Raw genomic sequence first — 22,103 nt, 5'->3', positions numbered from 1 at the left:
AACCAACCGGACTGGAACAAGGTCTGATGCGCGTCCGAGTTGGCGCCGAACACGTACCACATCAGGGCAAACGTGGTGATGTCGAAAATCGAACTGACCGGTCCGAAATACACCATGAAGCGGCCAATGCCGTCGGGATTCCAACGTTGCGGCTTGGCCAGGAATTCGGTATCGACGTTATCGAAGGGAATGGCGACCTGGGAAATGTCGTACAGCAGGTTTTGCACCAGTAGATGGATGGGCAACATTGGCAAGAACGGCAGGAAGGCACTGGCGATCAGTACCGAAAACACGTTGCCAAAATTCGAACTGGCCGTCATCTTGATGTACTTGAGCATGTTGGCGAAGGTGCGACGACCCTCGATCACGCCCTGCTCCAGCACCATCAGGCTCTTCTCCAGCAGGATGATGTCGGCCGACTCCTTGGCCACGTCCACCGCTGAATCGACCGAGATGCCGATGTCGGCCGCCCGCAACGCCGGCGCGTCGTTGATGCCGTCACCCATGAAACCGACCACATGGCCGTTGTCGTGCAGCGCGCGCACGATGCGCTCCTTGTGCGCCGGCGTCAGCTTGGCGAAGACCTGGTGCGCCTCGACCAGCGGCCCGAGGCCCGCGTCGTCCAGCCGCTCGATCTCGGCGCCCAGCACGATGCGGCCCGGCTCCAGCCCCACGTCGCGGCAGACCTTGCGCGTGACCAGCTCGTTGTCCCCCGTCAGCACCTTGACCGCGACGCCGTGGCTCGCCAGCGCGCGCAGCGCCGGCGCGGTCGATTCCTTGGCCGGATCGAGGAAGGCGATGTAGCCGACCAGCGTCAGCGCGGCTTCGTGAAAGCCGCCGTAGGCAGTGCGGCGGGCGTCGCCGGAGAAGCTGCGGCTGGCGACGGCCACGACGCGCAGGCCCTGCTGGTTCAGCTCGGCGGTCACGGCCTTGATCTGCGCCAGCAGCGCGTCGTCCAGCACGACGCGCTGGTCGCCGCGCTCGACATGGCTGCAGACCGCCAGCACCTCCTCCAGCGCGCCCTTGCAGATCAGCAGGTGCTCGCGGTCGTCGCGCGCGACGACGACGGACATGCGCCGGCGCGCGAAGTCGAAAGGCAGCTCGTCGACCTTCTCCCATCCCGCCGGCTCGCCCAGCTCCGCGCGGCCATGCTCCAGCACGGCCAGGTCCAGCAGGTTCTTCAGCCCGGTCTGGTGGCGGCTGTTCAGCCAGGCCAGCTCCAGCACGTGCCGCGCCGGCTCGCCCCAGGCATTGGTGTGGCGCTCCAGCGCGATGCGGTCCTGCGTCAGCGTGCCGGTCTTGTCGGTGCACAGCACGTCCATCGCGCCGAAGTTGTGGATGGCCTCCAGCCGCTTCACGATGACCCGGCGCCGCGCCATCACGACAGCGCCCTTGGCCAGCGTCGCGGTGACGATCATGGGCAGCATCTCCGGCGTCAGACCCACGGCGATGGACAGGGCGAACAGCGCCGCCTCCCACCAGTTGCCCTTGGTGAAGCCGTTGATCAACAGCACCAGCGGCGCCATCACCAGCATGAAGCGGATCAGCACCCAGCTGACCCGGTTGATGCCGGCCTGGAAGGCGGTCGTGCCGCGATCCATGGCTCCCAGGCGCCGCGCCAGCGAACCGAAGAAGGTCTGGCCGCCGGTGTGCAGCACCAGGGCCACGGCCGTGCCGCTGACCACGTTGGTGCCCATGAACAGCAGGTTGTCGCGCTCCAGCGCGCTGCCCGCCCCGCCGCTGGAACGGGCGAACTTCTCCACCGGCAGAGCCTCGCCCGTCAGCGCCGACTGGCTGACGAAGAGGTCCTTGGCCGTGAGGATGCGGCAGTCGGCCGGGACCATGTCGCCCGCCGACAGCGCGACGAGTTCACCCGGCACCAGGTCGCGCATAGGCCGCTCGACACGGCGTGCGGCGACGACGCCCTGCTCCAGCGGCAGCTCGCGCCCGCGCTCGGCAGGGCGCAGCACGGTGGCGGTGTTGCCCACCATCGCGCGCAGCCGGTCGGCCGCGCGGTTGGATCGCGCCTCCTGCACGAAACGCAGCAGCGTCGACACGAGCACCATGGTGGAGATCACGACGGTGGCCTTGAGGTCATCGGTCAGCCAGGAGATCAGCGCCAATGCCGACAGCAGCAGGTTGAAGGGGTTGCGAAAGCATTGCCAGAGGTGCTGCCAGGCGGGCAGCGGCTTCTCGTGGTGGACCTCGTTGGCACCGAAGCGGCGGCGCAGCGCCAGCGCGCGCCCCTCGTCCAGGCCTTCGCTGCCGCTGCGGTAGCGCACCAGCAGTTCCTCGGCATCGCCATGCGAGGCCTGCAGAAGGGCCGTCTCTATGCCGCGCGGCAACTGCGCCGATCCCGGCTGCGGCGGCTTGTTGCCCAGGCTGACCTGCCAACGCGCGAAATGGCGCAGCAGATGGCGGCTGCGCAGGAAGTTCTCGAACAAGGTGTAGAGCGTGTGCTTCATGGGAGTCTCCAGGCCGCGCATGCGGCGGCTCGATCCGGGGTCCGGGCCGCCGGTCGGCAATGCGTGAGAAAGCGCGGGAGCGGACCTAGCCGCCGATGAACGCGAAGCAGCACATGGCCCCGGCCTGGCAGCCGGCAGCCCAGCCATCCGTGGGCAGCAGCAGGCCGGCCAGCGACGCCAGCGCGGCAATGGCCAGGCGCGGGTCGATGCCACCTCGCAGCCGGCGCAGGCGCTCGGCGAGCGCGGCCGGCGTGCGGCGGCGGGCGGGCGAAGCCGCCACGTCGGGGAAGTACTCGGGGAAGGAGCCGGTGTTCGGCCAGGTCAGCAGAGCGAAGTGCATGGGGTGCTCCTGCGCAGCGCGCAGCCGCCCCGATGCCTTCAGCAATGGCGGGGCAGGCGGCGCGCGGGGATGCGCGTCGTGAGGGATGGAAGGGGTGAGGAGAAGGTGGCGCCGGGGCGCCAACTGGGGTCTGGATCCATGGTCGACTCCTGGGTTGTCAGACGGACGGACGGCCGGATGGCGGCTGCAGCAGCGCGCTGCGCAGCCGGCGGGTCGTCCACGGGGTGAGCTGCTCGAGCCGCAGCAGCGCGCGCAGCGCCTCTTCCCGCGACGGGCTGGGCGCCGCGATGGGCGGCTTGCTGGGCGAAGTTGGGTTTCGCATGAACGCCTCCTGGTGCAAGGACGGTTCGTGCGCGGCACGGCCTGCCCCGGCGGGATGCGCCGAAGGCATGGAGCGATGGGAGTCGGAAGGTGGCGGCCCTCGCGGGCCCGCGGCGCTGACGCGCCGCCGAAGTCGGCGTCAGCGCGTCAGAGGGGCGGCGGCCATCCCGGCTCGCATCGCAGATCGACTGGCACTGTCCACGCACGGACTCCGTTGTTGAAACAGTGCGATTGTTGCATCGCAATAGCGACGGGTCAACCTCTGGCCGCGGGTTCAGGCCATGGTTCCGCGCGCCTGCATCGCGGCCCGCCAGCGCAGCAGGTGCGGATGCTCGTCGCCAGGCCTGAGCTTGACGACCCGGGCGAAGTCCACGGCGACGACGGCCGTGATGTCGGCGAGGCTGAAGCGCTGCGTGGCGATGAAGTCGCGGCCCTCGAGGTGGGCGTCCAGCATGGCGAAGAACTGCCCCAGCCTGGCCAGCCCGCGCTCGGCCAGCGCGGGGATCTGCTCGAAGCCCACAGGCCCGGGCAGCGCGCGGTGCGCCATCGCCGGGCTGCTGTTGCGAAAGGCCTCGGCCACGGCCAGCAGGCCGTCGAACTCGACGCGCCATTGCCAGGCCGCGATCTCGGCCTTCTCCAGCGGCGTGCGCCCCAGCAGCGGCGGCTCGGGGAAGCGCGCCTCCAGGTAGGCGGCGATCGCGGCGTTGTCTGTCAGCACCGCGCCCTCGTCGGTGCGCAGCGCCGGCACCGTGCAATGCGGGTTGATGCGGCGATAGGCCGCACCGAAATGCTCGCCGTTGCGCAGATCCACCTGGACGCTGTCGTGCAGCACGCCCTTCTCGGCCAGCAGGATGCGGGCGCGGCGCGGGCTGGGCGCGGTGGCGCAGTCGTAGAGCGTCATCATGGTGCGAGCTTGTCCTGTGTCCGGGTGTCGAAGTCGCCGGCCGCGTGGCGCTCATGCAGTTGGCTGGCCGGCTCGCCCCAGGTGCGGTTGACCTTGCGGCCGCGCTGCACTGCCGGGCGCCGCGCGATCTCGTCGGCCCAGCGGATGACATGGGTGTACTCGTGCACCGACAGGAAGGCTCCCGCACCGTAGAGCTGGCCCTTGGCCAGCGCGCCGTACCAGGGCCAGGTGGCCATGTCGGCGATGCTGTAGTCGTCGCCGGCCAGATAGCGCGCCTCGGCCAGCCGTCGGTCCAGCACGTCGAGCTGGCGCTTGACCTCCATCGCATAGCGGTCGATGGGGTACTCCTGCTTGGTGGGCGCATAGGCGTAGAAATGCCCGAAGCCGCCGCCCAGGAAGGGCGCGCTGCCCATCTGCCAGAACAGCCAGCTCAAGGCCTCGGCACGCGCCGCGCCGTGCTCGGGCAGGAAGGCGCCGCCGAACTTCTCGGACAAGTAGACCAGGATGGCGCCCGACTCGAACACCCGCACGGGCTCGGGCCCGCTGCGGTCCACCAGGGCCGGGATCTTGGAATTCGGGTTGGCCGCGACAAAGCCGCTGCCGAATTGCTGGCCCTCGTTGATGCGGATCAGCCAGGCGTCGTACTCGGCGCCCGCGTGGCCCAGGGCCAGCAGCTCCTCCAGCATCACGGTGACCTTGACGCCATTGGGCGTGCCCAGCGAGTACAGCTGCAGCGGGTGACGCCCCACCGGCAGCGCCTTGTCATGCGTCGGCCCGGCAACCGGGCGGTTGATGCTGGCGAACTGGCCGCCGTTGGCCCGGTTCCAGGTCCAGACCTCGGGCGGGGTGTAGGCAACGGCATCGGTCATTCAGGCATCTCCAGTCAACGTGCAACCGCGCTTGTACCCGCAGAGGGCATGGGCCTGTCGCGCCGGGGCCTTGGCGCGAGGGCGGACAATCCCGGCCATGCGTATCGATTTCATCTCCGACGTCGTCTGTCCCTGGTGCGCCATCGGCCTGTATTCGCTGGAAGCGGCCGCGGCGCGCATCCCCGGCCTGCAACTGGACCTGCACTTCCACCCCTTCGAGCTCAACCCCGGCATGGGACCGGAGGGCCAGGACATCGAGGAGCACCTGGCGCAGAAGTACGGTGCCAGCCCGGACCAGCTCGCCGGCTCGCGCCAGGCCATACGCGAACGCGGCGCGGCCTTGGGCTTCGATTTCCGCATGGAGGCGCGCAGCCGCATCTACAACACGCGCGACGCACACCGCCTGCTGCACTGGGCCGGCGAGGCCTACGGCGGCGCCGTGCAGCGCACGCTGAAGCTGGCATTGCTGAAGGCCTACTTCAGCGACGGCCGCGACGTATCCGACCCTGCCGTGCTGCTGGAGCTGGCCGGCGCTGCCGGCCTGCCCGTCCCCCAGGCGCGCGAGCTGCTGGCCGGAGACCGCTACGCCGCCGAGGTGCAGGCGGCAGAACGCCAGGTGCAGGCGCAGGGCATCAACAGCGTGCCGGCCATCATCGTGAACCAGCGCCATCTGATCCAGGGCGGACAGCCGGTCGAGGTGTTCGAGAAGCTGCTGCGCCAGTTGATGGCCGAGGCCTGAAGCGAGGTACCTGCACGTCCAAGGTGCGCCCTGGTCGATCGGCAAGGAGCCTGCTCGGGACCGGCCCGGTGCCCGGCCCCACGGCCGGACCTGAGACAATCACCACCCGTTCCCGAAGCCCGCCGCCGGCGGGCTTCTTGTTTCTCCAGAGCCCATGTTCAAGAACCTGATCACCTACCGCATCGGCGAAGGTTGGACGGCCGACGCTGAAACGCTCGCCGAACAGCTCGCCAAGGAGCCATTCCTCGCCTGCGCCCCCACCCAGCCCCTGGCCGTGGGCTGGGCGCCACCGCGCGGCATCGAGCACGCACCGCTCGTCGAGGTCGTCGACGGCCACTGGCTCATCAAGCTCAAGCGCGAGCAGCGCCTGCTGCCCTCATCCGTCGTGCAGGAGCGCATCGAGGAACTGGCCGAGCACATCGAGACCACCACCGGGCGCAAGCCCGGCAAGAAGGCCAAGAAGGACTTGAAGGAGCAGGCCACGCACGAGCTGCTGCCGCGCGCCTTCACCAAGACGTCGGCCACGCAGGTGTGGATCGCGCCCGAGCAGCGCCTGCTGTTCGTCGACGCCGGCTCCAGCAGTCGCGCCGACGAGGTCGTCACACTGCTGATCCAGGCCAGCGCGGGCCTGTCGCTGCAACTGGTGCAGACGGCCGAGAGCCCCGCCGCGGTGATGGCCGCCTGGCTGCTGGACGGCGTGACGCCCGAGGGCTTCGGCATCGAGCGCGAATGCGAGCTCAAGGGCAGCGACGAGCAGAAGCCCGTCGTGCGCTACGCCCGCCACCCGCTCGACATCGACGAGGTGCGCGCCCACCTGACCAGCGGCAAGATGCCCACGCGCCTGGCGCTGAGCTGGAACGAGCGCGTCGCCTTCACGCTGACCGAGGGCTTCGCGATCAAGAAGATCAGCTTCCTGGACCTGGCCTTCGAGGGCCGGCCCGAGGCCAGCGGGGACGAGGCCTTCGACGCCGACCTGGCGCTGGCCACCGGCGAGCTGAGCCGGCTGATCCCGGCCCTCATCGAAGGCCTGGGCGGCGAGCATGACTTCGCCGCGGCGGGCGCGGCGCCGGCGCCCGCCGCTGCCCTGCCCGCCTTGCCCGCCGCCACGCCCGAGGAAGCCCTCAGCGAGTCGCCGCCCTGGTGACCGCGAAGCCGGCGGCCGGCGGCAGATAGCCACGCGTCGCGAGCTGCCACGGCGTCAGCTCGCGCCGGTTGACCGGTTGGCCGCCGGCGAGCTGGCCGGCCGCCCATGAGGCCCGGGCCCAGTCGCGCGCGTCCAACGACTCGCGCCACGCGACCAGGGCCTGCATCAGCCCTGGCCGCAGCCAGACATCCCAGCATGCCTGCCCGGGTGAGAGACGTTTCAGGCCCATGTGCACGGCGTCGGCCAGCAGTCGCAGGCGCGCCTGCGAGGCCGCGCTGCCGCAGGCCGGCAGCAGGCCGCGCAGCAGGCGGTTGCGCGACGCGGCCTGGCCCGCATTCAGCGTCAACAGGCGCTGCACCTGCTGCAAGGCCGTGCGCACCGAGGTCGACGGCAGCGGCGCGCACAGCGGCAGCGACGGCGCGTCCATGGGGCGCGTCGCATAGGCCGGCCCCAGCATCAGCACCGCCAGGCGCAGCCATTCCAGCGGGCTCAGGCTTGACGTCGGTTCGGTCTTGCGCGCCAGCGCCCAGACCTCGTCGAAGGTGCGCCGGCCCTTGATGCGATTCACCCGCGCGGACAGCATCGCCAGGTTGGACGCGGCATAGGCGCCGTCGTTGTTGAGCCGGTCCACCGAGGCGTCGCTGCCCAGGCGGGTGCCATGCGTCAGCGGCTCTCGGGTCACCGGGCAGTGGCTGACGTCCAGGCGGCGCAGCAGCTCGACCGTCACGTCAGGCGCCACGCAGCGGCCGCGCGCGAGCGCGCCGAGCCGCAGTTGCAGCCACTTGCGCATGAAGCGGTCCTCCTGGCGCGGGCGGGCGCCATCCGCCGCGGCCGCGGCGGCAAAGCCCTCGCGCACGGCCGCCGGCCATTGCGCCTGCCAGGGCACGCGGCTGAGCTTGTGGAAGTCATGGCCCAGGCTGCGGCCCACCTCCACCGGATCGACGATGTCGATTGGAGTCACGATGTCATCCCCGAAAGGCCCGCGCGGGCGACGGCGTCTACCCGGGCGGGCACAGTGCAAATCCCGCCGCGGCACGGCTGCGGGCGGGTCGGCTCGGCCGCTCCGGGCGGCCGTCGGGGTTCAACGCCGCGGTGGCGGCGGTGCGGGCCTGAGCTCGGCGTCAGCCCAGGCCGGCGCATGCGCGGCGGGCCAGCGCCCATTGGCACGGCAGACGGTGAGCCTCAGCGGCGACAGCGGCGCGGCCAGCACCAGCATGGCACTGCCCACGGCAGCCCCGGCCACCAGGTCGGCCACGGCCGGATCGGCCTTGCCCAGCGTGCGCACGCTGCCGTCGGCCGCATCATGCCAGTGGCGCTGCAGGCCGCCATGCCCATGTTGTCGCCCCAGCGCATGCGCGCGGGCGTGGGCATGGGCGCGCACGTCGCGCAGGCGCTCGACGAGGCGCTGCACCAAGCCCAGCGCGGGCTCCAGCCAGCCATCCTGCTGGACGACGGCAGCCGGCGCCACATGCCAATGCGCCGGCCCCAGCATGCGCAGGCTGCTGCCGGACGCACCGTAGACCGGCAACGCCAGCATCAGCAGCCAGAGCAGCAGCGCGCGCATGGCCGCCCGTCAGTCAGAAACCCAGCTTCAGCGTCACGCGCACGGTGCGCGGCTCTGCGGGGTGGACATGCCGGTCGGCCACCGGCGCGGCCTCGCCCGGCAATTGGGACTCGTAGAAGTACTCGATGTCGTTGACCTTTCGATCGGTCAGGTTGAAGACGTCCACCGCCAGCTCACTGCCCGCCCACAGCCTGCGGCCGATGCGCAGGTTGGTCGTCAGCGAGGCCCGCGAGCGCACGCTGTTGTCCTCGACCAGCGCGCCGGAGCCCAGGTAGCGCCACTGCAGGCTGACCGACCAGGGGCCCACGTCGCGCAGCGTCACTGCGACGGAGCCGACCTTGTCGACCGCGTTGGGGATGCGATCACCGCCGGGGTCGAAGCCCCTGAAGCGCGCATGCGTCCAGGCCAGGTCGGCGTCGATGAGCAGCCAGGGCATGGGCACGTAGCGGTTGTTCCACTCGACGCCGCGGCGCCTGCTGGGACGGTTGGCCTCGGTGGCGCCGGCGTCGCCCACGTAGACCAGCTCGGAGTCGAAGTCCAGCCTCCACAGCGCCAGCGAGCTCTGCAGCCCCGGCAGCCATTCCGTGCGCGCGCCCAGCTCCAGGCCGCGCGCCGCCACCAGCCCGGGCACCTTGTCGACGGCTTCGCCGGTCTTCGGGTCCACGGTGGTCGTCGTGCCGCGCGCGTCGTTGCTGTGGAAGCCGCGGCCGGCGTTGAGGAAGAACTCGGTCTTGGCCCAGGGGCCGGCGATGAGCGCGAACTTCGGCGACAGCAGGTGGGCCGAGCTGCGGCCGGAGTTGGCGGCCTCGGCGAGACTGTTCACCCTGAAGCGCGCCTGGTCGGCGCGCAGGCCCACGATGCCGCGCAGCCATGGCGCCAGCTCGACGCTGGTCTGGCCATAGACGCCCCCCTGCGTCTGTCGCACCTCGTCCTCGCGCGTCGTCGCCGTGATACGGCGCTCGACGGTGTCGAACAGCCCGACGCGGATGCGGTCGTGGCGCAGCTGCACGCCCAGCTCCGTCTGGGCCGGCAGGCCGCCCAGGCGGTGCTCGAACGTGCGACTCGCGTTGAAGCCGTAGACGCGGCGCCGGTCCCGCTGCAGGAACTGGTCGCCCTCCTCGGGGCGCTCCATCGCATAGGTGAAGTTGGAGTACAGCTTGAGGCGGTAGTCCAGCACGTAGGCCGCCACGCGCGTGGCGGCGCCGTCGGCCACGCGATGCCATTCGCCGGACAGGCTGCCGCGCCGGGTCTCGCCGCCGTCGCTCGTGTCGATGGCGTCGAAGCGGCCAAAGGGCCGGCCGTTGTAGCGGCCCGCGGCGATGAGGCGCTCGGGCACCTGGTCGGTCGACGTCCATTTCGCGTCGTAGCCCATCAGGCTGGCGCTCCAGCCCTCGGCACGCGTGCCGCCAGACAGCGTCAGCACGCCGTTGTGCTTGCGCAGCTGCTCGGGCAGCGTCCACGGCCCGTCGTTGTGCTGCACCTCGACGGCGCCCAGCAGGTTGAGCCCCTGGTCCAGCCTCGTGGAGGCGGCGCCGACGAAGCGCTGGAACTGGCGCTGCCCCAGCGTCAGCGCGGCGAAGCCCTGGTCCAGCGTGTTGCGGTAGGCGATGTCGGCCGAGCCGGCGGCGGAGAAATCGCCGTTCCTCGCGAAGTAAGGCCCCTTGCGGTAGTCGATGCGATCGACCAGTTCGGGGATCAGGAAGTTCAGGTCCGAATAGCCCTGGCCGTGGCCATGCGTGGGCATGTTGACCGGCAGGCCGTTGACGGTGGTCGCGAAGTCGGTGCCATGGTCGAGGTTGAAGCCACGCAAGAAGTACTGGTTGGCCTTGCCGTCGCCCGAGTGCTGCGTGACGATGACGCCGGGCACGAACTCCAGCACCTCGCCGGGGCGCAGCGCGGGGCGGCTCTTCAGCAGCTCGGCGCGGATGCTGCCCTGGGACGCGGCGTCGGAGCTGCCGACGGCGTTGTCGTAGTGGCGGCCGCTGACCTCCACGCGCTCCAGCTCGGCCACCGCGCTGGCGGCGGGCTCGGGCTGGCCCTGGGCGGACAGCGCCAGCAGGCCGGCGCCGGCCAGCAGCGCCGGCTTGAACGCCATGGCGGGTCGTGGAGACGCCGGGGCCAAGCCCCGCGCTTGCCGGCACCGCGGCGAACGGATTCCTGTCATTGGTGTTGTTCTCGAATAGGCCTGCGGCGCAGGCACGGGCACGCCCGTCGCTTCACGCGGGGTGGAACAAGGAACGGGGATGGGCGCAGGCGGCGCCGGGGATCAGCCGCGAGGCGGCGCCAGCGGCGGCGCGACCACACGGTCGCGCCAGTCGAAGGCGAAGGCGGCGGGAGGGTCGCTGCCCGGACGCGCCATCAAGGCCGGCACCGCCGGCAGCCAGGCCAGGAAGGCCGTGGCACTGCCCTGACGGCCATCGTCCGCCGCGTCGCCGACGTCGAGCGCGTCATGCGTCTGGGCCGAATGCGCGTGGAGGATGCCGCCGTGCTGGTGCATCGCGGCGGCCGGCCCGCGGCTCGCCAGCCACGTGAACTTGGGCCCGCTCAGGCGCGGGTCATGGGCTGCATGCAGACGCTCCAGCGCGGCCCGCAGCGGCTGGCCCAGCAGCGACAGCGCCGCAGCCTGCCATGGTGCCGCCGCCGACGTCCCCGTGTGCACATGGCGATGCCCCTGCACCCCGGCCACCAACTGCACCACGCCCTGCAGCGGCAGCACCAGGACCAGCATCACGAGGAGGCCGGCACGGGTGCGGTTCAGCAGCGAGGACAGAAAGGGCGGCAGGGGCATGGGTCGAAGGGGCGGCAGCCGGCGCCTTGCAGACACCACGCGGACAAAACCCGTCGTGCATCGTCGTCCGCCCGGATTGCCGGCGTGTGACACGCACGGCCCGGCCCTTGGCCGGACGGGAACCCCGCCCGCCGGGTCACCAGCTGGTGAACGGCCTCACGGCGAGGTTGGCGTTGACGTAGCGCGAATCACCCGTGACCTCCTCGCCCAGCCAGGCCGGGCGCTCGAAGGCCTGGTCCTCGGACTGCAGTTCGATCTCGGCCACCCGCAGGCCCGCGTTGGCGCCCAGGAACTCGTCGACCTCCCAGCTCATGCCCGCGTGCTCGCACAGGTGGCGGATCTTCTCGACCACCGGCCCATCGCACAGCGCCAGCAGCGCCTGCGCGTCGGCCGCCGGAATCTCGTACTCGAACTCGGCACGGGTCGCGCCGCGGGTGGCGCCCTTGATGGTCAGGAAGGCGCGTTCGCCCGCCAGGCGCACGCGCACCGTGCGCGCGGGGTCGCGGCTGAGGTAGCCCTGGCTGAAACGGGTCTGCGCCGAGGCCGGTTGGCGCCAGCTCTCGCCGACGACGAGGAATTTGCGTTCTATTTCTATGCCCATGGTGCCTCGATTGTCGATGCGCGGTCAGCCGGGCACGTAGTGGTCGGCCAGCAGCGCGGCGAACAGCCCGAACAGGTAGACGATGGAGAACCGGAAGGTCGGCATGGCCCGGCGCGCGTCCCGCCTCAATCGCCAGGCATGGCCGATGAAGTGCAGGCCCAGCGCAGATGCGGCCACGAGGTAGAGCGGCCCGCTCATGCCGATGGCAACCGGCAGCAGGCTGATCGGCAGCAGGGCCACGGCGTACAGGAGCACTCGGGTGGCCGTGAACGGCACGCCATGCGTGACCGGCAGCATCGGCACCTCGGCCTTGGCGTAGTCGTCACGGCGATGGATGGCCAGGGCCCAGAAATGCGGCGGCGTCCAGACGAAGACGATGAGGAACAGCAGCAGCGCGCCGGCGTCGACCCGGTCCGTGATCGCCACCCAGCCGAGCAGCGGCGGCGCTGCGCCTGCTGCCCCGCCGATGACGATGTTCTGCGGCGTCGCATGCTTGAGAAAGCGGCTGTAGACCACCGCGTAGCCGAGCAGCGAGGCCAGCGTCAGCAGCGCGCACAAGGGGTTGGTAAAGGCCAGCAGCAGCGCCATGCCCGTCGCGCCCAGCGTCGCGGCGAACAGCGCGACGGCGCGCGTCCCCAGCGCCCCACGCGGCAGCGGCCGGCCGCGGGTGCGCGCCATCAAGGCGTCGAGCCGCCGGTCGACGAGGTGGTTGATCGCGGCTGCCGCGCCGGCCACCAGCGCAATGCCCGTCACGCCGAACAGCATCGGCCGCCATGGCACCGGGCCATGCGACGACAGCAGCATGCCGACGACAACCGTGAAGGTCATCAGCGCCACGACCCTCGGCTTGGTCACCTCCAGATAGTCACGCCAGCGCGGCCTGGTGGCCGGCGGCGACTTCGAGAGCTCGACGGCGGCCATGGCTGCGCCCTGCCGCTACTTGAAGAACAGCAGCCGGCTGACCAGCGTGTGGTTGGCCTCGGACGCCATCAGCCCCACGAGCACCAGCAGCGCCAGCGGCGGCAGCAGGATGGCGCAGATCAGCGCCAGCCGCTCCCAGGCCATGTGCATGAAGACGGCCACGATGAGACCGGCCTTGAGCAGCATCAGGACGACGATCAGGCTCCAGCGCAGCAGCCCCTGGACGTGGAAGAAGTCGACCAGGTAGGACATCGTGCTGAGCACGAACAGCAGCAACCAGACCTTGAGGTACAGGCCTATGGGGTGTTGTTGTTGAGGATGTTGCGGGGAGTTGACCGGAGCGCTCATGCTGCACCTCATGCATCTCACCAGAGATAGAAGACCGCGAAGATGAAGACCCAGACCAGGTCGACGAAGTGCCAGTACAGGCCGGCAATCTCGACGATCTGGTAGTTGCCGCGTTTCTCGTAGAAGCCGCGCAGCAGCCTTGTCGCGACGACGCTGAGGTAGATGACGCCGGCCGTCACGTGCAGGCCGTGGAAGCCCGTGATCATGAAGAAGCTGGCCCCGAACTGGGCCGCGCCCATGGGGTTGCCCCAGGGGCGCACGCCTTCGAGGATGAGCTTGGTCCATTCGAAGGCCTGCATGGACACGAAGGTGACGCCGAAGGCGGCTGTCGCGAGCATCAGCAGCGCCGCCTTCCTGCGGTTGCGCTGGTAGGCGAAGTTCACAGCCATGGCCATCGTGCCGCTGCTGCTGATCAGCACGAAGGTCATGATGGCGATCAGCAGCAGCGGCAACTCGGCGCCGCCGACGCGCAGCGAGAACACCTCGCTGGTGTTGGGCCAGGGCACGGTGGTCGACGCGCGCACCGTCATGTAGCCGGTCAGGAAGCTGCCGAAGATGAAGGTGTCGCTGAGCAGGAAGATCCACATCATCACCTTGCCCCAGGCGACGTGGAAGGCCTGGCGGTCGGACGACCAGTCGGCCACCAGGCCGCGCAGGCCGGCGAGCGGGGCCTGCGAGGTGGCGTTGGAGGGGATGGCGCTCATGGCGGTGCTCCTCGTCAGCGGCTGCCGCATATCCGGGCGGCGACCTCCGGGTCCAGGGTGCCCAAGGCGGTGAACAGCACGACCCAGACCGCCAGCAGGAAGTGCCAGTAGCGGGCGCACAGCGCGATGCGCCAGGCCGCCGCGTCCGGCGCGCGCAGCACCCAGGCCCAGGCCAGCAGCCCACCCAGCACATGCAGCCCATGCAGGGCCGTCAGCACGTAGAAGAAGCTGCCGGCCGGGTTGCCTGTGAACGACACCCTGGCGCCGAGCAAGGCTGCCCAGGCCCAGGCCTGGCAGGCGACGAAGAGCAGCGCGCAGGCGCCACCGGCCAGCAGCGGCGCCCGCGACGCGTGGCCGCGCTGCGCGCGCCGCGCGGCCTGCTGCAGCAGCAGGCTGCCCGCCACCAGGCTCGCCGTGCTGAGCCAGAGCTGCCAGGGCAGGCCGATGGCGACAGCGTCGCTGGCGCTCAGCCGCATCACATAGGCCACGCCGAACAGCGAGAACAGCGTCGTCGCGACGGCCATGAAGACCCACAGCCCGACGCTTTGTGCCGCTCCCGGCCGCACGCGCCATTGCAGCGCGGCCGGTACCGGCAGTGCGCCGGCGTTCATGCCGGCGCTCCCTTGGAAACGCCGCCCGGGACCGGATGTTCCTCGGGCTCCAGGCCGCCGGCAGCGGCCGGCGCATTCTGGGCGATGAAGTCCTCGGCCGCGCCGGGCACGCTGTAGGCATAGGCCCAGCGATGCACCACCGGCAGCACCGGCCCCCAGTTGCCATGCGCCGGCGGCGTCTGCGGCGTGAACCATTCCAGCGACGCGGCGCGCCAGGGGTTGGGTCCGGCCCGACGGCCGCGGAAGACGCTCCACACCAGGTTGAAGACGAACACCAGCTGCGCGGCGCCGACGACCAGTGCGACGATGGTGATGAAGGCGTTCAGCTCATGCGCCGACTGCGGGATGAACTTGTAGCCGTCGAAGTTGTAGTAGCGCCTGGGCATGCCCAGCACGCCGAGGTAGTGCATGGGGAAATAGATCAGGTAGGTGCCGATGAAAGTGGTCCAGAAGTGCAGCTGGCCCAGCCTGTCGTCCAGCATGCGGCCGCTGATCTTGGGGAACCAGTGGTAGATCGCGCCGAACACCACCAGCAGTGGCGCCACGCCCATGACCATGTGGAAATGGGCAACGACGAAATAGGTGCCCGACAGCGGGATGTCGACGCTCACGTTGCCGAGGAAGAGCCCGGTCAGCCCGCCGGCCAGGAAGGTCAGCAGGAAGGCCAGCGTGAACAGCATGGGCACCGACAGGTGTATGTCGCCGCGCCACAGCGTCAGCACCCAGTTGTAGACCTTGATGGCCGTGGGCACCGCGATGATCAGGGTGCTGGTCGCGAAGAAGAAGCCGAACCAGGGGTTCATGCCGCTCACGAACATGTGGTGGGCCCAGACGACGAAGCTCAGCGCGCCGATGATGACGATGGCCCAGACCATCATGCGGTAGCCGAAGATGGCTTTGCGCGCGTGCACGCTGATGAGGTCGGACACGATGCCGAAGGCCGGCAGCGCGACGATGTAGACCTCGGGGTGGCCGAAGAACCAGAACAGGTGCTGGAACAGCAGCGGGCTGCCACCCTTGTAGCCGGCCAGCTGCCCCATGGACACCAGGGCCGGCATGAAGAAGCTGGTGCCCAGCGTCTTGTCGAGCAGCATCATGACGCCGCTGACGAACAGCGCCGGGAAGGCCAGCAGCGCCAGTACCGTGGCGGTGAAGATGCCCCACACCGACAGCGGCATGCGCAGCAGCGTCATGCCCTCGCAGCGCGCCTGCAGCACGGTCGTGACGTAGTTGAGGCCGCCCATCGTCGTCGCGACGATGAAGATCAGCAGCGAGACCAGCATCAGGATGATGCCCCAGTCATGGCCCGGCGTGCCGGGCAGGATGGACTGCGGCGGATACAGCGTCCAGCCCGCACCGGTGGGGCCGCCGGGCGCGAAGAAACTGGCCATCAGCACCACCACCGACAGCAGGTAGACCCAGAAGCTCAGCATGTTCATGTAGGGGAACACCATGTCCCGGGCGCCCACCATGAGCGGGATCAGGTAGTTGCCGAAGCCACCGAGGAAGAGCGCCGTCAGCAGGTAGATCACCATGATCATTCCGTGCATGGTGACGAACTGGTAGTAGCGCTCCGGCGTGATGAAGGCGAAGTGGCCGGGGAAGCCGATCTGCAGCCGCATCAGGTTGGACAGCAGCACGCCGACCAGGCCCACGAGGATGGCCGTGCTCGCGTACTGCACGGCAATGACCTTGTGGTCCTGGCTCCAGACGTACCTGGTGATGAAGCTCGTCGGCGCGTGGTCTTCGGCGGCATGGTCGCTGCTCATGGCTGGCCTCCGTCAGTGAGCGGCCTGGATGTAGGCCACCAGCGCGTCGAGCTCGTCGTCCTTGATGTCGAGCTTGGGCATCAGCGGCTGGAACCCCTTGACCGTCCTGGACTGCGGCTCGAGGATCTTGTGCCTCAGCGCCGCAGCGTCCATCAGCGCGGTGGAGCCGTCGGCGAAGGTCTCTGTCTTGCCGAACAGTCCCTTCCAGGTCGGGCCGACGATGGTGCTGCCATCGACCGAGTGGCAGCCCACGCAGCCCTTGCTCTGCGCCAGCGCCTTGCCGCGGGCCACCAGGTCGATCGCAGCGGTCTGCACCGGGGCGGCCGGCGCCAGCATCGCGGCGAAGGTCGGCTGCGCGCCCAGCCAGGCCTTGAAGGCCGCCTCGTCCTCGACCACCACGGTGCCGCGCATATTCGGATGGCCGATGCCGCAAAGCTGCGCGCACATCGCCTCGAAGCGCCCGGCGACCGTCGGTGTGAACCAGAAGCTGCTGACCTGGCCGGGCACGATGTTCATGCGCGCGCGCATCGGCGGCACGAAGAAGTCGTGCAGCACGTCGTTGGAGCGCGCCAGCACCCTGACCGGCCGGTTCAGCGGCAGGTGGACCTCGTTGCCGTTGATCACGATGTTGGCGCGCGCCGCCGCGTCATCGGGGTCCAGCCCTATGGGATTGCTGCTGCTGACGAAGCGGGCGTCGCTGGCGCCGAGCTTCTCGGCCGCGCCGACGAAGCGGAAGCGCCACTGCCATTGCTGGCCGACCACCTCCAGCAGCAACGCGTCGGGCGGTGGCTTGATGTAGCTTGCATAGACCACCAGCCCCGGCGTCAGCAGCGCGGCGATGCCGACCGCCGTGACGCCGATCAGCCAGAGCTCGAGGCGCCTGTTCTCGGGCTGGTAGGCGGCGCGCCGGCCGGCGCGATGTCGAAAGCGCAGCAGGCAGTAGACGATGAACAGGTTGATGACGACGAAGAAGATGGCGGTGATGACCAGCGTGATCGTCAGCGTATCGTCCATCTGCCGCCAGTTCGACGCCAGCGCCGTGGTCCACCAGGGGCTGAGGACGTGGAACAGCAGCGAGCCGCCGATGATGGCGAGCAGTGCGATGACCATCCACATGAGCGGCCGCTCCTCGTGACGGGTAGGCTCTATGTCGCCGCCGGCGCACGGCTGAGCTGGCGGTAGACCAGCGCGGCGATGACGCCGAAGGCCAGTTGCCCCAGGAAAGTGGCCTCGCCGCGCATTTCAGCGAACCACGGGAACAGCGCCGCCAGCACGTAGAAGTTCACGAAGTAGACGACGACACCGAACACGTAGCCGATGACCTGCGTCATGGCGAGGCTGTTCTCGCAGCGCAGGGCGGCGATGGTGATGCCGATGACCAGGCCCGAGACCGCACCCAGGCTGTAGTGGATCAGCAGCGCAGTGACGACGACGCCGAGGTCGAACGCGGAGGACTGCAGCACCTGGCGGCCCAGCACCAGCGCGGCCACCTTGTGCGACGTGGCCCAGGAGTTGCCGTCGCCGAACAGCAGCGGCCAGCACAGGTCCAGCACCATCAGCACCGCTCCTGCGGCGAGGCCCGCCACGACGGCTGCCGACCAGTCGGGCGTACGCCATGCCCGGTGGTGTGATTGCAGATGAAGCTCCATGACTGCCTCCTTCTTTCCTGACGCCCGACCTTTGCGGCAGGCCGGGATGCCCCGCTCTTCGCCTTCAGGACCGGCTTCTGGGCGCGAAGCCGGCGGCGCGCGAGCGCGGCGCGGTGGCCGTCGTCAGGGAGCACCCCTGCACGACGGCGCCTGCGCAGCGTTTCAAACGCCTGCGCGACAGGGAGATGCCCATCCTCGTGCGCAGGGTGTCCAGCGCAGGCAGCGGCATGGCTACATGCGCGACGCCCGCATCGTCAAGGGTCGGAACGCGCGCGCACCCGGACCGGGCCCGCGCGAACGGCAAAGCGCTCCCGGCACCACGCGTACTTGCGACGCTTGGCAACCGCAGATGGGTGCGAGGCTTCACCGCAACCTCCTGTGACTCACGAACGTGAGACTAGGTCGTGTTGCTAGGTTTTATACACCTGCCCCGAGGGGGTCGCAACGGCGCAACGGCGCGACCCACAGGACGCGGGGGTGGCCGGGCGGCCACGCTACTCGTTCGATTCCGCAGGATCCTGGCGCCCGCCGTCCGCTGGCACATGACGCAGAGCCTGAGCCGCTGCCTCGCGCAGCTTGTCCTTTTTGCTCTTGCGCGTCGTGCTCTTGATGCCGCCCGTGGCCTGAGCCTCGGTCGCCACGGCCTGCGGCTCGAAGCCGGCCAGCCGCTCGCGCGGCACGCGCTCGCCCTGGCGCTTCTCGATGAGGCGGAAATGGCTCTCAGCGTTCTCGGCACTGTCCGCGCAGATGAAGCTGACGGCCGTACCTTGCGCGCCCGCGCGGCCGGTGCGGCCGATACGGTGGGTGTAGTCGGCCGCGGAGCGCGGCAGTTCGTAGTTGACGACGGCGTCCAGCGCGTCGACGTGCAGGCCGCGCGCGGCCACGTCGGTAGCCACCAACACCTTGACGCCGCCGGCCTTCAGCGCCGCAAGCACGTCGCGGCGCGCGCCCTGGCTCAGCTCGCCATGCAGCACGCCGGCCTTGAAGCCATGGGCGAACAGCTTGTCCGACACCAACTCGGCCGTGTAGCGGCTGGCGACGAAGACCAGCACCCGCTCCCAGCCCGCGTCGCGCAGCAGCTGGCGGAGCGCAGGCAGGCGCTGGGCGCGGTCGAGCTGGATGGCACGCTGCGTGATCTGCGGCGGCGCCTCCTCGATGTGGATGTGCACCGGGTCGCGCAGCAGTTGCCCCGCCAGTGCCTGCACGGCGGCCGGGAAGGTGGCGGAGAACAGCAGCGACTGGCGCTGCGCCGGCAGGAGCGCCAGCACGCGCTGCAGCTCCTCGGCGAAGCCCTGGCCCAGCAGGCGGTCGGCCTCGTCCAGCACCAGGCATTGCACGCCGGAGAGTTGCAGGCCGTTGTGCGCCAGCAGGTCCAGCAGGCGGCCGGGCGTGGCGACCATCACGTCGCAGCCACCGCGCAGCGCCATCAGCTGCGGGTTGATGGACACGCCGCCAAAGGCCAGCGCGACCTTGGGCCGGTGCAGCAGCAGCGCCGCCAGCTCGCGCAGCAGTCCGGCCGTCTGCGCGGCCAGTTCTCGGGTGGGCGCCAGCACCAGCGCGCGCGGGCCCGGCCGCGGTGGCGCGGACACCAGCCGCTGCAGCAGCGGCAGCGCGAAGGCGGCGGTCTTGCCGGAGCCGGTCTGCGCCAGTGCCAGTACGTCGGCACCGGCCAGGATGGGAGGCAGTGCTGCCGCCTGCACGGCAGTAGGGGCGTGATAGCCCTGGTCGCGCACGGCGCGCAGCAGGGCGGGCGACAGGCCCAGTGAAGCGAAGGACATAACTGAAGATTTTGCGGGATGGACCGATCGAGCGAGGCGAGCAGCCCTGTCCCCGCTGACTAGAAAAGCGGCTGCTGATCGCCCGCAAGCTGGCCGGCGGCGCGCGCCTCGATGAGCAGCAGACGCCGCTTGGTCTCGATGCCACCGGGCGCCGAAAAGCCGGTGGGTTCGCCGCCCGCGCCCATCACGCGGTGGCAGGGCACGATGGGCGGAAACGGATTGTCGCCCTCGGCACGGCCCACGGCGCGCGCGGCGCCGGGCTGGCCCAGGGCGGCGGCGATCTCGCCGTAGGTGCGGGTCTGTCCAGGCGGGATGGCGCGGGTCAGCGCATGGACCAGGCGGCGGAACTCGGGGATGCCACGCTCGTCGAGGACGATGTCGCGCAGGTCGGGCACCTCCCCGGCCAGCAGCGCGCGTATGCCGTCCACGGCCTGGGCGATGTGGGGCGGCAGCACCATCGTCGGCTGGGCCCCCGGATGATGCTGCCGCAGCCGCGCCGGGCTGGCCTCGGGCAGCAGCGAGGCGACGATGCCACGCTCGCTCCAGACCAGGCCGCAGCGGCCCAGCGCCGTATCGAAGCCGTGACTCCAGAGAGGCTCGCCGGGCGGCAGGACGGAGCCGGTGCTGTCCATGGGGCTCTCTTGCGTCAGGCCGCGACGGCCAGGCCCGACAGCCGGGCCGCGGTCGCACGCCGGGCGACCTCGCGCGGTGCCAGCGCCTTGAGGCGGTGGTCGCTCCACACCTGACGCCAGCGGCGCGCGCCAGGCATGCCGTTCCACAGGCCCAGCGCATGGCGCATCGCATGCGACCAGGCGCGGCCGGCCGCGTGGAGACGGTCCAGATAGGCCAGCCATTGCTCCTCGACCTGCTCGCGGCTGGCGGCCGGGTCGGCCGCACCGAAGAAGCGCGAGTCCCATTGCGCCATGCTCCAGGGCTCGTGATAGGCCTCGCGGCCGATCATGACGCCGTCCAGCACCTCGAGTTGCGCGGCGATCTGGTCTGCCGTCTTCAAGCCGCCGTTGATGGCAATGGTGAGCTGCGGGAACTCATGCTTGAGCCGCTCCACCAGCTCGTAGCGCAGCGGCGGGATCTCGCGGTTTTCCTTGGGGCTGAGCCCCTGCAGCCAGGCATTGCGGGCATGCACGATGAAGACCTCGCAGCCGGCCTCGGCGACGGTGGCGACGAAGTCGCGCACGAAGTCGTAGCTCTCGATCTTGTCGATGCCGATGCGGTGCTTGACAGTGACGGGCAGCGCCGTCGCGTCGCGCATGGCCTTCACGCAGTCGGCCACCAGCTGCGGCTCGGCCATCAGGCAGGCGCCGAAGGCGCCCTTCTGCACGCGCTCGCTGGGGCAGCCGCAGTTCAGGTTGACCTCGTCATAGCCCCAGCGCTCGGCCAGCCGCGCGCTGGCGGCCAGGTCCGCGGGCTCGCTGCCGCCCAGTTGGAGCGCGACCGGGTGCTCCTCGGCGTTGAAGTCCAGGTGGCGCGGCTGGTCGCCATGCAGCAACGCGCCCGTCGTCACCATCTCGGTGTAGAGCAGCGTGTGGCGGGTGATGAGCCGGCGGAAGTAGCGGCAATGCCTGTCGGTCCAATCCATCATGGGCGCGACCGACAGGCGCCATGGGCTATAAGCCATTGATTTTTCTAGGAAAACCGGCATTTTCAAACTCTTGTCGTAGCACGAAAGTGCCCGTTTTGGCCCTGGGAAGCACTTTCTGACTGCTACGCTAGTGCTACGACCAAGCCAAGGATGGCTTTTTCGTAGCAGTCTCATCCAGGGAGGCCCAAGGGGCATGGCGTCAATTATCCAGCTGAACGGCAAATGGCGTGCTCAGGTGCGCCGATCCGGCGCACCGACGTACACCAAGACTTTTGCGACAAAGGCCCTCGCCGAAAGCTGGGCGCGCCAGGTCGAAATCGACCTTGAGGCCGGACTTGCCGGCCTGGTCTCACCGACGTCCAAGACGACGGTAGCCGACCTAGTCAAGCGCTATACCGACGAGGTCTCCAAGGCCAAGCCGTTTGGAAAGAACAAGGCCTGGACACTGAACCGGATCGCAGACCACAAAACCGGTCTGGGCTCAGTCCAAGTTAGCTCGCTGACGGCCGAGCGCATCGTCAAGTACATCGTCGACGATCGCCGGGTGAAGGGCGTCACGGCTTCAATCGACCTGACTTATCTGGGCTCGGTGCTGAAGGTGGCCAGGTCCATGTGGCGCATCCATGCCCCCCGAGGCGTGGTTGAAGACGCCCGCGATGCGCTGTCACACATGGGCATGCTGGCGCGGAGCAACGAACGCGACCGCCGGCCAACCCGAGCCGAGCTCGACGCGCTGCGGGCGTGGTTCAGGTTGCATTCGCGCAGCCTCACCATGGATGTGTTCGACTTCATCCTGGACAGCTGCTTCCGGCCGCCCAGCGAGATCTGCGGGCTGCGCTGGGCCGATCTCGACCGCAAGGACCGAACAGTCCTGATCCGCGACCGCAAGGACCCAAGAAAGAAGATTGGCAACCATCAGCGCGTGCCGCTTCTCGGGCGGTGCATGGAGATCATCGAACGACAGCCACAGGACGGGGAGTTCATCTTT

23 protein-coding genes are annotated in these 22,103 nt (G+C 69.7%); 3 read left to right on the top strand and 20 right to left on the bottom strand.

Translation table 11 applies throughout. The annotated features are described in order from the left end of the window. The 5 genes from mgtA to yghU all read right to left on the bottom strand — a co-directional run. Positions 1-2,465, bottom strand: a 2,465-nt coding sequence (gene mgtA / locus JOY88_RS06300) for a magnesium-translocating P-type ATPase (protein ID WP_293501284.1), incomplete at its 3' end; no start/stop codon positions are given. An 85-nt stretch (positions 2,466-2,550) separates the two neighbouring features. Then, positions 2,551-2,805, bottom strand: a complete 255-nt coding sequence (locus JOY88_RS06295; RefSeq protein WP_293501283.1) for a hypothetical protein — start codon at positions 2,803-2,805, stop codon at positions 2,551-2,553. A 157-nt stretch (positions 2,806-2,962) separates the two neighbouring features. Then, positions 2,963-3,127 carry a hypothetical protein gene (locus JOY88_RS06290; protein WP_293501282.1) on the bottom strand — a complete coding sequence of 55 codons (165 nt, stop codon included), beginning with the start codon at positions 3,125-3,127 and terminating at the stop codon, positions 2,963-2,965. A 273-nt stretch (positions 3,128-3,400) separates the two neighbouring features. Continuing rightward, positions 3,401-4,030: a glutathione S-transferase family protein gene (locus JOY88_RS06285; RefSeq protein ID WP_293501281.1), complete on the bottom strand. Its 630-nt coding sequence runs from the start codon at positions 4,028-4,030 to the stop codon at positions 3,401-3,403. Further along, positions 4,027-4,899 (bottom strand): glutathione-dependent disulfide-bond oxidoreductase, encoded by an 873-nt coding sequence (gene yghU / locus JOY88_RS06280; RefSeq protein WP_293501280.1) that lies wholly within the window; start codon positions 4,897-4,899, stop codon positions 4,027-4,029. The genes JOY88_RS06285 and yghU overlap by 4 nt, the downstream gene beginning before the upstream one ends. Positions 4,900-4,996: 97 nt before the next feature. Here yghU and JOY88_RS06275 point away from each other — a divergent pair, with 97 nt between their 5' ends. Both JOY88_RS06275 and JOY88_RS06270 read left to right on the top strand, forming a co-directional pair. Then, entirely contained in the window at positions 4,997-5,638 is a 642-nt protein-coding gene (locus JOY88_RS06275; RefSeq protein WP_293501279.1) for a DsbA family oxidoreductase, read from the top strand. Positions 5,639-5,792: 154 nt separating this feature from the next. Continuing rightward, positions 5,793-6,782, top strand: a complete 990-nt coding sequence (locus JOY88_RS06270; RefSeq protein ID WP_293501278.1) for a recombination-associated protein RdgC — start codon at positions 5,793-5,795, stop codon at positions 6,780-6,782. Here JOY88_RS06270 and JOY88_RS06265 read toward each other — a convergent pair. From JOY88_RS06265 to dusA, 15 genes are all read right to left on the bottom strand, one after another. Next, positions 6,760-7,743, bottom strand: coding sequence for a hypothetical protein (locus JOY88_RS06265; RefSeq protein WP_293501277.1), 984 nt, complete (start codon positions 7,741-7,743; stop codon positions 6,760-6,762). The genes JOY88_RS06270 and JOY88_RS06265 overlap by 23 nt on opposite strands. A gap of 120 nt (positions 7,744-7,863) precedes the next feature. Further along, entirely contained in the window at positions 7,864-8,346 is a 483-nt protein-coding gene (locus JOY88_RS06260; protein WP_293501276.1) for a hypothetical protein, read from the bottom strand. 13 nt (positions 8,347-8,359) lie between these two features. After that, a complete protein-coding gene (locus tag JOY88_RS06255; protein ID WP_293501274.1) occupies positions 8,360-10,441 on the bottom strand; it encodes a TonB-dependent receptor in 2,082 nt (693 codons plus the stop codon). A gap of 171 nt (positions 10,442-10,612) precedes the next feature. Then, the gene (locus tag JOY88_RS06250; protein WP_293501273.1) at positions 10,613-11,134 is read right to left on the bottom strand and encodes a hypothetical protein; all 522 of its coding nucleotides are present in this window, start codon (positions 11,132-11,134) and stop codon (positions 10,613-10,615) included. A gap of 136 nt (positions 11,135-11,270) precedes the next feature. Beyond that, positions 11,271-11,735: a CYTH domain-containing protein gene (locus JOY88_RS06245; RefSeq protein WP_293501272.1), complete on the bottom strand. Its 465-nt coding sequence runs from the start codon at positions 11,733-11,735 to the stop codon at positions 11,271-11,273. 24 nt (positions 11,736-11,759) lie between these two features. Further along, positions 11,760-12,656 (bottom strand): heme o synthase, encoded by an 897-nt coding sequence (locus tag JOY88_RS06240; protein WP_293501271.1) that lies wholly within the window; start codon positions 12,654-12,656, stop codon positions 11,760-11,762. 15 nt (positions 12,657-12,671) lie between these two features. After that, positions 12,672-13,004, bottom strand: coding sequence for a cytochrome C oxidase subunit IV family protein (locus JOY88_RS06235; protein ID WP_293501270.1), 333 nt, complete (start codon positions 13,002-13,004; stop codon positions 12,672-12,674). Between the two features lie 17 nt (positions 13,005-13,021). Then, positions 13,022-13,708, bottom strand: coding sequence for a heme-copper oxidase subunit III family protein (locus JOY88_RS06230; RefSeq protein ID WP_293501268.1), 687 nt, complete (start codon positions 13,706-13,708; stop codon positions 13,022-13,024). A 14-nt stretch (positions 13,709-13,722) separates the two neighbouring features. Further along, positions 13,723-14,319 carry a cytochrome c oxidase subunit 3 family protein gene (locus JOY88_RS06225; protein ID WP_293501266.1) on the bottom strand — a complete coding sequence of 199 codons (597 nt, stop codon included), beginning with the start codon at positions 14,317-14,319 and terminating at the stop codon, positions 13,723-13,725. Beyond that, on the bottom strand, positions 14,316-16,088 hold the full coding sequence (locus JOY88_RS06220) for a cytochrome c oxidase subunit I (protein ID WP_293501264.1): 1,773 nt from the start codon (positions 16,086-16,088) through the stop codon (positions 14,316-14,318). The genes JOY88_RS06225 and JOY88_RS06220 overlap by 4 nt, the downstream gene beginning before the upstream one ends. Before the next feature lie 12 nt (positions 16,089-16,100). After that, on the bottom strand, positions 16,101-17,204 hold the full coding sequence (locus JOY88_RS06215) for a cytochrome c oxidase subunit II (RefSeq protein WP_293501262.1): 1,104 nt from the start codon (positions 17,202-17,204) through the stop codon (positions 16,101-16,103). A 29-nt stretch (positions 17,205-17,233) separates the two neighbouring features. Further along, positions 17,234-17,737: a hypothetical protein gene (locus tag JOY88_RS06210; RefSeq protein ID WP_293501260.1), complete on the bottom strand. Its 504-nt coding sequence runs from the start codon at positions 17,735-17,737 to the stop codon at positions 17,234-17,236. A 494-nt stretch (positions 17,738-18,231) separates the two neighbouring features. Then, positions 18,232-19,515: a DEAD/DEAH box helicase gene (locus JOY88_RS06205; RefSeq protein ID WP_293501258.1), complete on the bottom strand. Its 1,284-nt coding sequence runs from the start codon at positions 19,513-19,515 to the stop codon at positions 18,232-18,234. Positions 19,516-19,574: 59 nt separating this feature from the next. Beyond that, positions 19,575-20,147, bottom strand: coding sequence for a methylated-DNA--[protein]-cysteine S-methyltransferase (locus JOY88_RS06200; protein ID WP_293501256.1), 573 nt, complete (start codon positions 20,145-20,147; stop codon positions 19,575-19,577). A 14-nt stretch (positions 20,148-20,161) separates the two neighbouring features. Further along, positions 20,162-21,151 carry a tRNA dihydrouridine(20/20a) synthase DusA gene (dusA, locus tag JOY88_RS06195; RefSeq protein WP_293501254.1) on the bottom strand — a complete coding sequence of 330 codons (990 nt, stop codon included), beginning with the start codon at positions 21,149-21,151 and terminating at the stop codon, positions 20,162-20,164. 157 nt (positions 21,152-21,308) lie between these two features. Here dusA and JOY88_RS06190 point away from each other — a divergent pair. Next, a partial coding sequence (locus tag JOY88_RS06190; protein WP_293501252.1) for a site-specific integrase occupies positions 21,309-22,103 on the top strand: 795 nt, incomplete at its 3' end.

It is taken from the genome of Roseateles sp., from assembly GCF_019237615.1.
Taxonomy (GTDB): domain Bacteria; phylum Pseudomonadota; class Gammaproteobacteria; order Burkholderiales; family Burkholderiaceae_C; genus Pelomonas.
This window is presented reverse-complemented; position numbering and strand designations above follow the sequence as displayed.

What these genes read in the sequence shown, in the direction of transcription:
- JOY88_RS06295 (WP_293501283.1), bottom strand. Translation starts at nt 2,805, where the DNA reads ATGCACTTCGCTCTGCTGACCTGGCCGAACACCGGCTCCTTCCCCGAG.
- JOY88_RS06290 (WP_293501282.1), bottom strand. Translation starts at nt 3,127, where the DNA reads ATGCGAAACCCAACTTCGCCCAGCAAGCCGCCCATCGCGGCGCCCAGC.
- JOY88_RS06285 (WP_293501281.1), bottom strand. Translation starts at nt 4,030, where the DNA reads ATGATGACGCTCTACGACTGCGCCACCGCGCCCAGCCCGCGCCGCGCC.
- yghU (WP_293501280.1), bottom strand. Translation starts at nt 4,899, where the DNA reads ATGACCGATGCCGTTGCCTACACCCCGCCCGAGGTCTGGACCTGGAAC.
- JOY88_RS06275 (WP_293501279.1), top strand. Translation starts at nt 4,997, where the DNA reads ATGCGTATCGATTTCATCTCCGACGTCGTCTGTCCCTGGTGCGCCATC.
- JOY88_RS06270 (WP_293501278.1), top strand. Translation starts at nt 5,793, where the DNA reads ATGTTCAAGAACCTGATCACCTACCGCATCGGCGAAGGTTGGACGGCC.
- JOY88_RS06260 (WP_293501276.1), bottom strand. Translation starts at nt 8,346, where the DNA reads ATGCGCGCGCTGCTGCTCTGGCTGCTGATGCTGGCGTTGCCGGTCTAC.
- JOY88_RS06255 (WP_293501274.1), bottom strand. Translation starts at nt 10,441, where the DNA reads ATGGCGTTCAAGCCGGCGCTGCTGGCCGGCGCCGGCCTGCTGGCGCTG.
- JOY88_RS06250 (WP_293501273.1), bottom strand. Translation starts at nt 11,134, where the DNA reads ATGCCCCTGCCGCCCTTTCTGTCCTCGCTGCTGAACCGCACCCGTGCC.
- JOY88_RS06245 (WP_293501272.1), bottom strand. Translation starts at nt 11,735, where the DNA reads ATGGGCATAGAAATAGAACGCAAATTCCTCGTCGTCGGCGAGAGCTGG.
- JOY88_RS06240 (WP_293501271.1), bottom strand. Translation starts at nt 12,656, where the DNA reads ATGGCCGCCGTCGAGCTCTCGAAGTCGCCGCCGGCCACCAGGCCGCGC.
- JOY88_RS06235 (WP_293501270.1), bottom strand. Translation starts at nt 13,004, where the DNA reads ATGAGCGCTCCGGTCAACTCCCCGCAACATCCTCAACAACAACACCCC.
- JOY88_RS06230 (WP_293501268.1), bottom strand. Translation starts at nt 13,708, where the DNA reads ATGAGCGCCATCCCCTCCAACGCCACCTCGCAGGCCCCGCTCGCCGGC.
- JOY88_RS06225 (WP_293501266.1), bottom strand. Translation starts at nt 14,319, where the DNA reads ATGAACGCCGGCGCACTGCCGGTACCGGCCGCGCTGCAATGGCGCGTG.
- JOY88_RS06220 (WP_293501264.1), bottom strand. Translation starts at nt 16,088, where the DNA reads ATGAGCAGCGACCATGCCGCCGAAGACCACGCGCCGACGAGCTTCATC.
- JOY88_RS06215 (WP_293501262.1), bottom strand. Translation starts at nt 17,204, where the DNA reads ATGTGGATGGTCATCGCACTGCTCGCCATCATCGGCGGCTCGCTGCTG.
- JOY88_RS06210 (WP_293501260.1), bottom strand. Translation starts at nt 17,737, where the DNA reads ATGGAGCTTCATCTGCAATCACACCACCGGGCATGGCGTACGCCCGAC.
- JOY88_RS06205 (WP_293501258.1), bottom strand. Translation starts at nt 19,515, where the DNA reads ATGTCCTTCGCTTCACTGGGCCTGTCGCCCGCCCTGCTGCGCGCCGTG.
- JOY88_RS06200 (WP_293501256.1), bottom strand. Translation starts at nt 20,147, where the DNA reads ATGGACAGCACCGGCTCCGTCCTGCCGCCCGGCGAGCCTCTCTGGAGT.
- dusA (WP_293501254.1), bottom strand. Translation starts at nt 21,151, where the DNA reads ATGGCTTATAGCCCATGGCGCCTGTCGGTCGCGCCCATGATGGATTGG.